The sequence below is a fragment of the Peribacillus sp. NPDC006672 genome, assembly GCF_050274955.1.
Taxonomy (GTDB): Bacteria; Bacillota; Bacilli; order Bacillales; family DSM-1321; genus Peribacillus.
In genome coordinates this window covers 597,514-610,560 of sequence record NZ_JBNNOR010000001.1, presented here as the reverse complement: position 1 = coordinate 610,560, position 13,047 = coordinate 597,514, and the positions used below count along the sequence as shown (strand labels likewise).

General features: G+C 42.0%; 12 protein-coding genes. 1 reads left to right on the top strand and 11 read right to left on the bottom strand.

What is annotated here, in order from left to right:
• Nucleotides 1-20: 20 nt before the first annotated feature.
• Complete coding sequence (gene prli42, locus ACQKKK_RS03055) at nucleotides 21-116, top strand: stressosome-associated protein Prli42 (RefSeq protein WP_155727341.1); 96 nt, start codon at nucleotides 21-23, stop codon at nucleotides 114-116.
• 45 nt (nucleotides 117-161) lie between these two features.
• On the opposite strand, the gene ACQKKK_RS03050 is transcribed toward prli42, so the two are convergent.
• From ACQKKK_RS03050 to ACQKKK_RS03000, 11 genes are all read right to left on the bottom strand, one after another.
• Nucleotides 162-677 (bottom strand): L,D-transpeptidase, encoded by a 516-nt coding sequence (locus tag ACQKKK_RS03050; protein ID WP_427613956.1) that lies wholly within the window; start codon nucleotides 675-677, stop codon nucleotides 162-164.
• Nucleotides 678-708: 31 nt separating this feature from the next.
• Complete coding sequence (locus ACQKKK_RS03045; protein WP_427613954.1) at nucleotides 709-1,698, bottom strand: aromatic acid exporter family protein; 990 nt, start codon at nucleotides 1,696-1,698, stop codon at nucleotides 709-711.
• Nucleotides 1,699-1,891: 193 nt separating this feature from the next.
• Complete coding sequence (locus tag ACQKKK_RS03040; protein WP_427613952.1) at nucleotides 1,892-2,614, bottom strand: amino acid ABC transporter ATP-binding protein; 723 nt, start codon at nucleotides 2,612-2,614, stop codon at nucleotides 1,892-1,894.
• The gene (locus ACQKKK_RS03035; protein ID WP_427613950.1) at nucleotides 2,607-3,266 is read right to left on the bottom strand and encodes an amino acid ABC transporter permease; all 660 of its coding nucleotides are present in this window, start codon (nucleotides 3,264-3,266) and stop codon (nucleotides 2,607-2,609) included. The genes ACQKKK_RS03040 and ACQKKK_RS03035 overlap by 8 nt, the downstream gene beginning before the upstream one ends.
• 130 nt (nucleotides 3,267-3,396) lie before the next feature.
• On the bottom strand, nucleotides 3,397-4,200 hold the full coding sequence (locus ACQKKK_RS03030) for a transporter substrate-binding domain-containing protein (RefSeq protein ID WP_427614066.1): 804 nt from the start codon (nucleotides 4,198-4,200) through the stop codon (nucleotides 3,397-3,399).
• A 328-nt stretch (nucleotides 4,201-4,528) separates the two neighbouring features.
• Nucleotides 4,529-4,966 carry a BrxA/BrxB family bacilliredoxin gene (locus ACQKKK_RS03025; RefSeq protein ID WP_427613948.1) on the bottom strand — a complete coding sequence of 146 codons (438 nt, stop codon included), beginning with the start codon at nucleotides 4,964-4,966 and terminating at the stop codon, nucleotides 4,529-4,531.
• Nucleotides 4,967-5,187: 221 nt separating this feature from the next.
• Entirely contained in the window at nucleotides 5,188-6,315 is a 1,128-nt protein-coding gene (gene meaB / locus ACQKKK_RS03020; RefSeq protein WP_427613946.1) for a methylmalonyl Co-A mutase-associated GTPase MeaB, read from the bottom strand.
• The gene (gene scpA, locus ACQKKK_RS03015) at nucleotides 6,315-8,507 is read right to left on the bottom strand and encodes a methylmalonyl-CoA mutase (RefSeq protein WP_427613944.1); all 2,193 of its coding nucleotides are present in this window, start codon (nucleotides 8,505-8,507) and stop codon (nucleotides 6,315-6,317) included. The genes meaB and scpA overlap by 1 nt, the downstream gene beginning before the upstream one ends.
• 1 nt (nucleotide 8,508) lies before the next feature.
• Nucleotides 8,509-10,386 carry a methylmalonyl-CoA mutase family protein gene (locus ACQKKK_RS03010; protein WP_427613942.1) on the bottom strand — a complete coding sequence of 626 codons (1,878 nt, stop codon included), beginning with the start codon at nucleotides 10,384-10,386 and terminating at the stop codon, nucleotides 8,509-8,511.
• A 347-nt stretch (nucleotides 10,387-10,733) separates the two neighbouring features.
• Nucleotides 10,734-12,026 (bottom strand): dihydrolipoamide acetyltransferase family protein, encoded by a 1,293-nt coding sequence (locus ACQKKK_RS03005; RefSeq protein WP_427613941.1) that lies wholly within the window; start codon nucleotides 12,024-12,026, stop codon nucleotides 10,734-10,736.
• A gap of 26 nt (nucleotides 12,027-12,052) precedes the next feature.
• A complete protein-coding gene (locus ACQKKK_RS03000) occupies nucleotides 12,053-13,036 on the bottom strand; it encodes an alpha-ketoacid dehydrogenase subunit beta (protein ID WP_427613940.1) in 984 nt (327 codons plus the stop codon).
• Nucleotides 13,037-13,047: the final 11 nt, after the last annotated feature.

The window sequence follows — 13,047 nt, the reverse complement described above, 5'->3', positions numbered from 1 at the left end:
CTGTTTGAGGGAGAGAGCATATGGGAAACAAGAAAATAAGAAAAATCGTCGTGTATTTAATGCTTATCTCGATGTTGTTGACGACCTTATTATCAGGTATAGCATTTCTTTTGTAATAGATATCGGAATGGAGAGGGAAGCAAAAAAGCTTCCCTCTCTTTTTATTTTATCGCTCCGTTTTTCTTTGCCAAAGTTTTGAAATCATTGTTCGACTTGGTGATTAACACCTTTGTGCCGATAGGGACTTTTTCATACAAACGCTCTACATCGGATTTATGCATCCGTACACACCCATTTGAAATGAATTTACCAACTGACGACGGTTGATTCGTACCATGTATCCCGTAAATCCTGCCATCGGTATTTCGTGCATCAAATCCAATCCACCTCGATCCCAAAGGGTTCCTGGGATCGCCGCCCGGAATATTCTTTTTTCGATAATAGGGATTGACCGCTTTTATTTTAACCGTGAAAATCCCTTCAGGTGTCAATTCCTGACTCTTCCCAGTGCCGACCGGCAGAATCTCCTTGACCTCGTTATCATCAATGAACGCCAATTTATTGTTGGCTTTATTGATGATGATAAAAGGATCTCCCGGCTTAACCGATTGAGGTTGGGCTTGTACCTGTAACGGCCACAAAGATAGCATAAGCAACAAAGAAAGGATCCATTTCATTTATATCAATTCCTTTACTTTTTTGCTTAGTTTAAGCCAAGTGCCTCTTTTTCATTCGGTTATTGGCCAGCTTAGGTAACCCCTTGAAGGAATGCTTCAACAATAAATAGCGTTCCATTTCCTTCATGAGCTGCAGTAATGCGGCCCTTGATTCAAACTCTTCCCGTGTCTGTGGAAGTGCCATTCCCCTAAAATGCATCTCCATTTCTTCAAGCTTCCTCAGATAAAGAATGGCCGTATTTTGTGGATGGACGTTTTCTGCCAGGTCCTCAATAAAATCAGCCACTATCCCGCTTTGCTTGACGACCAATGGAATATTCGTGACTAGAGGAAGAATGCGTTCAATTATTTCAAATTGCTTTTCACGCATTTTGAAATAATGGTAATACAGGTCTTCTTCCCTTAAGAAATGATTTTCCACGTCCCTGAAAGCAAGGCTTTTGGCTTGGTTAAGAAGATTGGCTGTTTCAGTAATTTCCTTACCATCCCATGTGTGATCATTATCCCTTAAATAGCGGACAATCCCCATCAAGATCGCACTAAAGTTAGTTTCGATACTTTCCTGATAAGCAAGCAGCTTTTCATCGACACTGGGCATGTACAGATTCATGACAAGTGCCACTCCAATTCCAACGGCAATTAATATCGTTTCATTGATCAGCAAGGAAAAAGTGATGTCGCCAGATCCATAAAGATGCATGATGATGACGCTGCTCGTTACAATTCCCTCATTAATCTTCAAGGCAACTGTCGTAGGAATGAAAATCAAAAGGATCAATCCTATTATCAGCGGATGGAACGCGATGAACTGAAACAATAGGGATGCATAGACCATTGCGATCAAACAAGCTAAAAACCGGTGCCAGGAGGCATACACCGACTTCTTTTTTGTAACTTGAATGCATAAGATCGTTATGATTCCCGCAGCCGAAAAATTCTCCAGGTTAAGCATTTGTGCAATAATAATTGCCAGGGTAACCCCCAAAGCAGTTTTAATCGTCCTGTATCCGATTTTAAACATTGTTATGTATCACCTGGCTCTTTCGCTATCTATTATAATACTATCAGGATTTCAGATGTTTTTACAGTCCTTTGTGAATGAAATTTCCAATTTTTTAAAATACATTCATGCAAAAATACATTATAGGAATAAAATAAAAAAAGGTAACCTATTCGTTACCTTTTTTTCATAATTATATACTATTTGCCTTGGCTTATAAAACTTTTTCCAAGAAGTCTTTTGCACGCTGGCTTTTCGGATTGGAAAAGAATTCTTCCGGAACACTTTCTTCAACGAGCAGACCCCCGTCCAAGAAAAGTACACGATCGGCCACTTCTTTGGCAAATCCCATTTCATGCGTTACGATAAGCATGGTCATCCCAGTATGTGCCAGTGACTTCATAACCTCGAGCACTTCTTTTACCATCTCAGGATCAAGCGCAGAAGTCGGCTCATCGAAAAGCATCACTTCCGGATTCATTGCCAATGCCCGTGCAATGGCGACCCGTTGTTTTTGTCCGCCTGATAGACGATTCGGATATGACGATTCTTTATCGGCCAAACCGACTTTAGTCAAGAGCTCCCGAGCTTGTTTTACTGCTTCAGCTTTTGATAATTTTTTCACCTTCATCGGTGCATATGTCAGATTCTCCAGGACGGTTTTATGAGGAAATAAATGAAAATGTTGGAAAACCATTCCGACATTTTCACGCACTTTCATGATATTGGTCTTTTTTTCAGTGATGTTTTCATCTTTAAACCAAATTTGACCATCAGTTGGAGTCTCAAGCATATTGATGCAACGCAAGAAAGTTGATTTTCCCGAACCGGATGGGCCGATGATCGCTAACACTTCCCCCTGCCCTATCTCGGTGCTGATGCCTTTTAATACCTCGAGCTTACCATAATTTTTTTTGAGCTCATCAATTTTAATCACTGCGTCTCATTCTCCTTTCAATCACTTTGCCTAAGATGGTAAGAACCATAACCATCACATAATAAATGAGACCGGCAAATAAAATCGGCTCGAAGAATTTATATGTCTCACCGCCGACAATATAAGAACGGCGCATGATATCCCCCAGCCCAATAATTGTGACAATGGCTGATTCCTTCGTTAAGGAAATCACTTCGTTCACAAGGGACGGCAGGATATTCTTGATGGCCTGCGGAAGTATTATATTTAGCATCATCCCTGAATAAGGAACCCCAAGTGCAAGTGCAGCCTCACGTTGTCCTTTATCTACCGCTAGAATGCCCCCCCTGATAATCTCAGAGATGTATGCGGCAGAATTTAGCCCGAATGCTAAAAATGCTGCTTGGAATGCTTCGATTTGAATCCCTAATATTTGTGGTGAACCAAAATAAATCAACATTAATTGCAGCACTAAAGGGGTACCGCGGAAAATGGATGTATAAAAGTCAGCAATCCAATTTAAGGGTTTGATCCTACTGATTTTAAGTATAGATAATACTATTCCCAAAACAAAACCGATTACAGCCGCAACCGCTACAACCTTTAGTGTAGTCGGTATTCCCTCCAGGATATATGGAAGGGAGGGTATAATCCTATCAAATTCCAGATTCACTCCATTCATCCTCTCTTATAAAGACCGTTATCATGGGCCTTCCTCCTGCTTCATTTAATGATAAATAAAGCGCGGAAAAACGTTCAGAAGGCATATTGCATCCCTTCTGAACGCTTTTCCTCTCTCTGTATTATTCAGTTTCGCTGCCACCGAACCATTTTAGTATTAATTTTTCCATTTCACCATTCTCTAACATTTTTTTCAATTCGGCATTGAATTCGTCAGTTAACTTGCTTCCTTTTTGGAAAGCGATTGCCGAACCGGCATCTTCTTCACCAGATTTGATCAAATAGCCCACCAAATCTTTATTATCTTTCAAATAGCCTTTTGAAACAGTATCTTCCATGATCACGGCGTCAAAACGTCCTGTGGACATTTCTTGAACAACCTCTGGAATACGATTCCGTTTTTCAATTTTCATTCCGATATCTTTGGATTTATTCAAGTCGTTTGCCAATGTCTCCTGAATGGATGCAAGCTGTACCCCTACCGTTTTCCCTTTTAAATCTTCAACAGTTTTGATCTTACTGTCCTCTGTCGTGATGATCATGTTTTTAGCTGTATAGTATATATCACTAAAATCAACGGATTGTTCACGTTTTTCTGTTGGAGTCATTCCAGAGATAACGAAATCGACCGATTTATTTTCCAGAGCCGGAACAAGACTATTAAAGTCAATGTCCTTCACTTTAACCTCATAACCTAATTTTTTACCGATTGCTTTAGCGATATCAACGTCAAATCCTTTTATTTCATCACTTTTAGATGTTTCAACATATTCAAATGGCGGATAATCCGCAGATGTTCCCATTACCAGGACCTTTTTGTCTTCTTTGCCAGCTGTGTTTTTATCTTTTTTCTCAGATGTTCCGCATGCTGCTAAAATACCTACTAATAACACAGAAGTAAGCAACAATGCTAACTGCTTTTTCAACTTCATTATTATTCCTCCAAAATCATATTTTCAATTCTCTTGTTATTAAATTTGGTTTTAGGTTATATTAATTAATTTATTTGCATAACTAATATTCATACACTAATGTGTATTTTAACACACTCTAATAATTATTCAATAACGTAAATAATAGATTTACTTTTCTTAATATTCTCACGATTCCCCTTCTCCGGTTCGCACTTTTCCTCCAGAGGGGAAATATCTGGCTTCTTTATCTATCTTCTTTCCTAAATGTTCCTTATTTATGCGGATTCATGAATAAAAAAAACCCGTCGATTGGGCGGGTTTTCTTGCTTATGGCTATGGCTTACACTTCTTCGCAATATTGATCGAAGTAGTCTTGTAATTTTTCAACTACAGACATCGGGTGATGCCCTTCAATTTCATGGCGTTCTATCATAGTGATGATTTTTCCATCTTTCAGCAATGCAAATGATGGGGATGAAGGCGGATACCCTTCGAAGTAATCACGGGCTTTTTCCGTCGCTTCCTTATCTTGCCCAGCAAAAACAGTTACAAGCTGATCTGGGCGTTTATCATTATGAATCGCATGAGCTGCTGCAGGTCTAGCTATTCCCCCGGCGCAGCCACAAACGGAGTTGACCATAACAAGTGTCGTTCCTTTTTGTGCAAATACCTCTTCTACTTCCTCGGGAGTAATCAATTCTGTATATCCAGCAGTCTTAATCTCATCGCGAGCCTGTTTGACTACGTCGTTCATTAAAAAATTAAAATCCATATTCATGGTATGTGCCCCTTCCAAGTTTTCTCTTCAATCCTATCATAACAATTGCCACTTCGTGATTCAATAAATTTACCTGCTAAACTGGATAAAGCGGATCCAAAACATGTTTAAAACGAAAAAGAAGCGGGAACCATGTGTGTAACAACAAGAAAACTTCTTACAAAGGGATGGGGCATGAGAAACGATTCATGCCCCATCCCTTTGCTGTTTAATTTGACTGTTTAATTTGACTTGAATGTATCAGTAAAAAATTGAAAGACTTGCTTAACAGCAGCAGTGACCGTTTTATTCCCTGACATCACTTCATTCTCTAGAACAGGGAGAAGACCTTTGACGGTTTCATTTTTATAGAACATCGTTTTAAGCTGGTGATCCATTAATGAATAAAGCCATTCCTTAGATTGCATTCTTCTCCGTTCTTGAAAAACACCAGATTCCTTGGTCATATCGGAAAATTCATTCAATACATCCCAAAGCTCAGGAATTCCTTTGCCGGTTATGGCAGAACAAGTATATGCCTTTCCTGCCCATCCCTTTGTTGCCGGCTGAAGGAAGTGCAAGATTCTGCTATATTCGGACTTTGTCCTAATCGCCAACGGAATGTTCTCTCCGTCCGCTTTATTGACCACAATTCCATCCACAAGTTCCATGATCCCTTTTTTCATTCCCTGTAATTCATCCCCGGCACCGGTTAGGACAAGGAGCATGAAGAAGTCGACCATGCTTCGTACTATAGCTTCACTCTGACCGACACCAACAGTTTCTATCAGGATGACATCAAATCCTGCCGCTTCACAAAGCAACATCGTTTCCCTTGTTTTGCGGTGAACTCCTCCTAAGGTGCCTTCGGATGGTGAGGGCCTTATGAAGGCACGGGGGTTTCTTGCCAACTCCTCCATCCTCGTCTTATCACCTAGGATACTTCCCCCGTTGATAGAAGAGCTTGGATCGACGGCTAGAACAGCAACCTTATGGCCCCTGGCACATAAGTAGGATCCGAACGTCTCGATAAATGAGCTTTTTCCGGCCCCTGGCACTCCGGAAATCCCGATTCGAATCGAGTTCCCTGTATGAGGAAGGATGGAATGTAATAATTCCTGTGCAGGATCAAAGTGGTGGGGAGCATTGCTTTCAATCAGTGTAATCCCTTTAGCAAGATTGGCCCTGTCCCCTTTTATGATTCCCTCTTTAAATTCATGGATTGGTATGCTTACATTTTGTTTTTTGACGAACTTGCTTTTTGAAGCTTTGTTATGACTGGCTGCTAATTCTACACCTGGCTTTAATGAAGAAGCAAAACCTTCCTGATTGTTAAGATCGACCCATTCCGGCTTCTTGTCTTCACTCATTATTGGGCCACTTCCTCATATCCGAGGCGATTATATATTTCCTGAAGCACTTTTTTCGCTGCCTGCGGAATGACTGTACCAGGTCCAAAAATGGCTGAAGCGCCATTTTCCATTAAGTAATCATAATCCTGTGCAGGGATGACGCCGCCGACGATCACTATGATGTCTTCACGGCCCAATTTCTTCAGTTCTGACATAAGCTGTGGCAATAATGTTTTATGACCGGCAGCAAGCGAACTCATTCCGACAACATGCACATCATTTTCCACGGCCTGTAAGGCGGTTTCTTCCGGCGTTTGGAATAATGGACCGATATCGACATCATAGCCTAAATCCGCAAACCCCGTTCCTACTACTTTAGCTCCACGATCATGACCGTCCTGACCCATTTTAGCCATTAACAAACGCGGTCTTCTTCCTTCATTTTCAAGGAACTCTTCCGTCATGCGGACGACTTCCTCAATTTCCGCTTCTTTTGAGTATGCCGAGCTGTATACGCCGCTGATAGAACGGATCGTTGCTTTGTGACGTCCAGCCACCTCTTCGACCGCATCGGAGATCTCACCTAGTGAAGCCCTTACTCTTGTAGCTTGTACAGCCAGTTCAAGCAGGTTACCTTCGCCTGTTCTAGCAGCCATGGATAGCGCCTGAAGAGCTTCATCCACCTTTGCCTGATCACGTTTCGCTTTTAATTCGCTCAAACGCTTAAGCTGACTTTCGCGAACTGCGGTATTATCAATCTCCAGTATTTCAATCGGATCTTCTTTTTTTAAACGATATTTATTGACGCCGACAATCGTTTCATCCTGAGAATCGATTTTAGCTTGACGCTTTGCAGCCGCTTCCTCGATCCTCATTTTTGGAAGGCCGGTTTCGATTGCCTTTGCCATTCCTCCAAGACCTTCGATTTCTTCTATGTGAGCCCAAGCCCTTTCGATTAATTCATTAGTGAGCGATTCTACATAGTATGAACCCGCCCATGGATCGATTACCTTTGTGATCCCAGTTTCCTCCTGCAGATAAAGCTGTGTGTTACGTGCAATGCGGGCCGAGAAATCAGTTGGCAGTGCAATGGCCTCATCCAATGCGTTCGTATGCAGGGACTGTGTATGTCCAAGTGCGGCCGCATGAGCTTCAATCAGGGTCCTTGCGACATTATTAAACGGATCCTGCTCGGAGAGGCTCCAGCCGGAGGTTTGGGAATGAGTCCTCAATGCCATCGCTTTATTATTTTTCGGTTCGAACTGTTTCATCAGTTTTGACCAAATGAAACGAGCCGCCCTCATTTTCGCCACTTCCATGAAATAGTTCAATCCTACAGCCCAGAAGAATGACAGGCGCGGTGCAAACTTATCGATATCAATACCTGCTTTCATGCCCGTACGTGCATACTCAAGACCATCAGCCAATGTATAGGCAAGTTCGATATCCGCCGGCGCCCCCGCTTCTTGGAGATGATAACCCGAGATGGAAATGGAATTGAATTTGGGCATATATTTGGATGTATACTCAAAAATATCAGCTATGATTTTCATGGACATTTCAGGCGGGTAGATATACGTATTCCGGACCATATATTCCTTTAAGATGTCATTTTGAATCGTGCCTGAAAGCTTATCCTGAGTAACGCCTTGTTCTTCAGCTGTCACGATATAAAAAGCCAGGATAGGTAATACTGCACCGTTCATAGTCATTGATACGGACATCTGATCTAGCGGAATCCCGTTGAACAGGATTTTCATGTCAAGGATGGAATCAATGGCAACTCCCGCTTTCCCCACATCACCGACAACGCGTGGATGATCGGAGTCATAACCACGGTGTGTGGCTAAATCAAAGGCAACTGAGAGCCCTTTTTGCCCCATCGCCAGATTACGTCTGTAGAACGCATTGGATTCCTCAGCAGTCGAAAAACCTGCATACTGGCGTACCGTCCAAGGACGATTGACATACATCGAAGGATAGGGCCCCCTTGTAAACGGAGCGATACCTGGGACACTTTCCATATGCTCCAATTCGCGATTATCTTCTTTAACATAAAGCGGTTTGACTTTTATTTGTTCATTGGTTTCAAACAGAAGACTATCGATATTTTGCCCAACGGCTTTTTCGGCTTCTTTTTTCCATGCTTCTACCGTCCCTTTAATCTTAGCCTTGGCAGGATTTATAGCAGAAAAATTCGGTTTTTTCATTTCAGTTCACCCCTAGCTCATGCAATAATTCCAATAAAATCGCTATTACGTTCGTTTTAATATGGATAAAATCTTTGATTCCGGCTTCACTTAGTGTGATTTCCAATTCTTCTTGCTGCTTGCCAGCCAAATAAAAATTGATTTCCGGGAATCGATTTTTAATTTCTTTAATTGTGATTGTCCCTAATTCCGCGTAGTCACCATCACTGCCGCAAACACAATAGATAGGGAAATTGGTCGAAGCTACGAAATCGACTGCTTCCTGAATGGTTTGACACCCCTTACTACCTACTGTTTCAATACCTCCTGCTGCAGCCAGACTTTTAACGAAATCTGCACGGGGTTTATAGGATTTAAGGTTTTTCAAATTAATCAAACCGATTGTTGGAGCCGTTCCATTTATTTCTTTATAACTTTCACTGCGCAGTCTTATTTGTTCGAACTGAATGGATACCCGTTCCAAGGCGATTGGCGTAATGCCAACCGGCTTCTCAACTTTCATATATGACACATGTTTATCCAGTGTCGGGCTTTTAATCTTATCAGTTGGGTTCGGATATACATTCGTTCCGATGATACTCTCTTTTCTGAAAGCAGCATTTTGAACTCTTCCTTGGTATACTTCAGCTATTTCTTTCTGTAGGGTACCTTGCTTAATCAGCTCTAAAATCCCTCCGGCTTCATCGATTTCAAGGAATTTCGCCCAAGCCTTTTCAGCCAATTCATCCGTTAATTGCTCAACATACCATGAACCGCCAGCAGGATCGACCACGGTCGTGATATTTGTTTCTTCTTTTAAAATCAAATGAGTGTTACGGGCGATTCTTTCTGAAAAATCATCAGATTCACCAGTTGCATGAGTAAATGGATGAATTTGAAGATATTGAATACCACCAATAGCAGCAGCGAAAGCTTGGTTTGTGGTCCGAAGAATATTGACGTGCTGGTCATATAGCGTTTCTGTCAATTCGGAAGTAACAGCATGTATGGCCATTTTAAAATGATCCGGAGCTGTATCGAAGGCTTCAGCAAGACCTGCCCAAAGCCTCCTGGCAGCCCGCAGTTTGGCGATGGACATAAAGTAATTGGAATCCACTGCAAACGAGAATACTATTCTTTCGGAAACTGAAGAAATGGAAAGCCCTTGTTTTTGCCCTTCCAATAAATATTGGACGGCTGCCGATAATCCGTACGCGATTTCTTGGACGGCATTAGCTCCTCCATTATGATAGACTGCCGTATTAATCAGGACTGTCTTTAAATCCCGGCCTACCTTCTGATAATCTTGGATTGTCTTAAGCCAGTCTGCAAAGTAATGATCCGTATCCGCTGGCAGCTGACCGCCAATGAGCCATTCTGCAATGGGATCTTCTGCAACTACGCCTGTCAATTGGGCATTTTGCGATTCAGCAACGGCTTTGAATTGCGGGAATAATCCTTTTTGTTTTCCCTTAAGGTCAATGAAAACCGGGATTTCCCTTAATGGGATATCTTTAAACAATTTTTCAGCCCTTGCTCCTTCAGCAAGTAATCTTACAGGATATGCCACGACATTTTGACCGCGCTTGAACGAGACCTTCATCTTTTCATTTGCCTCTTCAGCCGTGACACCGCTTACAGGTTGAACGACCAGCCAAGGTTTTTCATAATAACCCGTTGGAAACGTTCCTCTTGTAAATGGGAAGAATCCTGGCAATTCAGCTACATTTGCCGTTGAATCCGCCGTTTCTGTATAGAGTGGATATAAAGTGATGCCCTCATATGTATTCGTTTTTAAATTTTCTACACTTTTCCCTTTTAAACTGACTTCCGCAGCTTCTTTCCACTCTTCCAAAGAAGGCTTAGGAAAGGTTATGTTTTTTACATCTTTCAGTTCCATCTGTAATCGCTTTCTTATCGTCTGCCGCCTCAATCGCCATATCCATTCTTCGGGAGAACGAACGCTCAGTCAGTTTAGATAAGAAAACCACCCTCCCATCAATTTGATCTGGATTATACTAACATTCTATCATAATTTTCTTAAAATTTAAGCCAATAGAAATTAGCCAAGGAGTTTTAAGAGAAGCTGATGGCCTTTTTCGTCTCTTTAAATAGAGTAAAGCCCCTGCTCTGTATTAGAACAGCTCTCAATAAAATAATAGCAAAAATAAAATTTTTGTCGATGTTTTTCTAAAAAAGAAGTACAAAAAAAAGGAAGGAACCTGATGGCCTTCCTTTTTCTTCATTTTAGTATATGGAAGTGTTGTCTTTGGAAATCTTTTCGATGATTTCTTTAACCCTTGCAAGGAATCGTCCACATACCAGTCCGTCCAAAACACGATGATCAAGTGATAAACAGAGATTAACCATATCTCGTACTGCAATCATGTCATTTATGACCACTGGCCGTTTCACAATCGTTTCAACTTGTAAAATGGCTGCCTGTGGATAATTGATGATTCCCATGGACTGGACAGAACCGAATGAGCCAGTGTTATTAACAGTGAACGTGCCACCTTGCATATCCTCTGCTTTTAACTTACCCGCCTTCACTTTGGATGCGAGTTCCTGTATCTCCCTTGCTATACCTTTGATTGATTTTTCATCTGCATTTTTTATGACCGGTACAAATAAGGCATCTTCAGTTGCAACGGCTATTGAAATATTGATTTCTTTCTTTTGTATGATTTTATCGCCTGCCCACATGGAATTGAGCTCTGGAAATTCCGTTAGGGCTTGAGCAACAGCTTTTACAAAAAAGGCAAAGTAAGTTAAATTATAGCCTTCTTTTTGTTTAAAATCGGATTTTAGATTATCCCGCAACTTCACCATATTGCTTGCGTCAACTTCCACCATCGTCCAGGCATGCGGAATTTCGTGCTTACTTTTTAACATATTGGATGCAATTGCCTTCCGGATGCCAGTTACAGGTATTTCCTTGTCGCCAGTAGCAGCCGTAACGTTTGTTACTGCACTGGTTTGGCGATTAACTGGAGGAGGGGTGATCTCTTCATGAACCGAATCGGATATTGCGGAAAAGTCATCCGCCTTAGGTAGATTACCGGATTCAACAAGTTTCAGTAAGTCCTTACGGGTGATCCGTCCCTCATTCCCCGTTCCTTTCACTTTTGAAAGATCGATTCCATGCTCCTGGGAAAGTTTTAACACTGCTGGTGAAAAGCGAGCTTTCCTTGATGGTTCCGCCGACGCTTGCTGCACATCTCTTGTAACAGGTGCATCAGTATTTTCTTCGCTATGAGAAATAGCTTGCCCTACATTATCGTTATCCGTCTTTGCCGTTTCAACTTCAATCGAGCAAATGACTTCCCCGACTGCCAACGTTTGATTCTCATCCGCTTTCAATTCCTTGATGATGCCGGTGAAGGAAGAAGGAACCTCAGCATTTACTTTATCCGTCATCACTTCAGCTAGCGGGTCGTATTTCGTGACATGATCCCCAGGCTTTACAAGCCATTTACTGATGGTTCCCTCTGTGACACTTTCGCCTAGTTGAGGCATCTTCATTAATTCCATAGCCATAAATCGTTCCTCCTTCTTAACAGTCATTAATACTCGGCCAATTCCCTCATTGCTTTTTCCACTTTATCAGGATTTACCATAAATTGTTTTTCCATCGTAGGCGCATATGGCATGGCAGGTACATCAGGTCCGGCCAACCTTTTTATAGGAGCATCCAAATCAAAAAGGCAATGCTCGGCAATGATGGCTGCGACCTCACTCATAATGCTTCCTTCTTTATTGTCCTCCGTAATCAGTAAAACTTTCCCCGTTTTAGATGCTGCCTCTATGATAGCATCTTTATCTAAAGGGTAGACAGTGCGCAAGTCAAGAACATGTGCAGAGATTCCATCTGCCGCTAATTTTTCTGCTGCCTGAAGAGCAAAATGGACACAAAGGCCATAGGATATTACAGTAATGTCTTCCCCTTCCCTTTTCACATCCGCCTTACCGATGGGAAGTACATAATCGTCAGCGGGTACCTCACCCTTAATCAAGCGGTATGCGCGTTTATGTTCAAAGAATAGCACTGGATCTTCATCGCGAATGGCAGCTTTAAGCAGCCCCTTTACATCATACGGGGTGGAAGGCATCACAATTTTCAAGCCCGGCTGATTAGCAAAGATTGCTTCAACCGATTGTGAATGATAAAGAGCTCCATGAATTCCTCCTCCATATGGAGCACGGATTACCATAGGACAGCTCCAGTCATTATTGGAACGGTATCTAATCTTGGCTGCCTCTGAAACGATTTGGTTAATGGCAGGCATGATGAAATCAGCAAATTGCATTTCAGCTATTGGCCGAAGCCCGTACATGGCGGCTCCAATTCCCACTCCTGCAATTGCAGATTCAGCGAGCGGTGTATCGATGACCCTGGCTTCACCGAATTGGTCATATAAACCATGAGTGGCTTTAAAGACCCCACCTTTTTTTCCAACATCCTCTCCCAATACGAATACACGGGAATCGCGTTCCATCTCTTCCCTCATTGCCATTGTTACAGCATCTATATAAGAAATCACTGGCATTCTATTACCCC

What these genes read in the sequence shown, in the direction of transcription:
- prli42 (WP_155727341.1), top strand. Translation starts at nt 21, where the DNA reads ATGGGAAACAAGAAAATAAGAAAAATCGTCGTGTATTTAATGCTTATC.
- ACQKKK_RS03050 (WP_427613956.1), bottom strand. Translation starts at nt 677, where the DNA reads ATGAAATGGATCCTTTCTTTGTTGCTTATGCTATCTTTGTGGCCGTTA.
- ACQKKK_RS03045 (WP_427613954.1), bottom strand. Translation starts at nt 1,698, where the DNA reads ATGTTTAAAATCGGATACAGGACGATTAAAACTGCTTTGGGGGTTACC.
- ACQKKK_RS03025 (WP_427613948.1), bottom strand. Translation starts at nt 4,966, where the DNA reads ATGAATATGGATTTTAATTTTTTAATGAACGACGTAGTCAAACAGGCT.
- meaB (WP_427613946.1), bottom strand. Translation starts at nt 6,315, where the DNA reads ATGAGTGAAGACAAGAAGCCGGAATGGGTCGATCTTAACAATCAGGAA.
- scpA (WP_427613944.1), bottom strand. Translation starts at nt 8,507, where the DNA reads ATGAAAAAACCGAATTTTTCTGCTATAAATCCTGCCAAGGCTAAGATT.
- ACQKKK_RS03010 (WP_427613942.1), bottom strand. Translation starts at nt 10,386, where the DNA reads ATGGAACTGAAAGATGTAAAAAACATAACCTTTCCTAAGCCTTCTTTG.
- ACQKKK_RS03005 (WP_427613941.1), bottom strand. Translation starts at nt 12,026, where the DNA reads ATGGCTATGGAATTAATGAAGATGCCTCAACTAGGCGAAAGTGTCACA.
- ACQKKK_RS03000 (WP_427613940.1), bottom strand. Translation starts at nt 13,036, where the DNA reads ATGCCAGTGATTTCTTATATAGATGCTGTAACAATGGCAATGAGGGAA.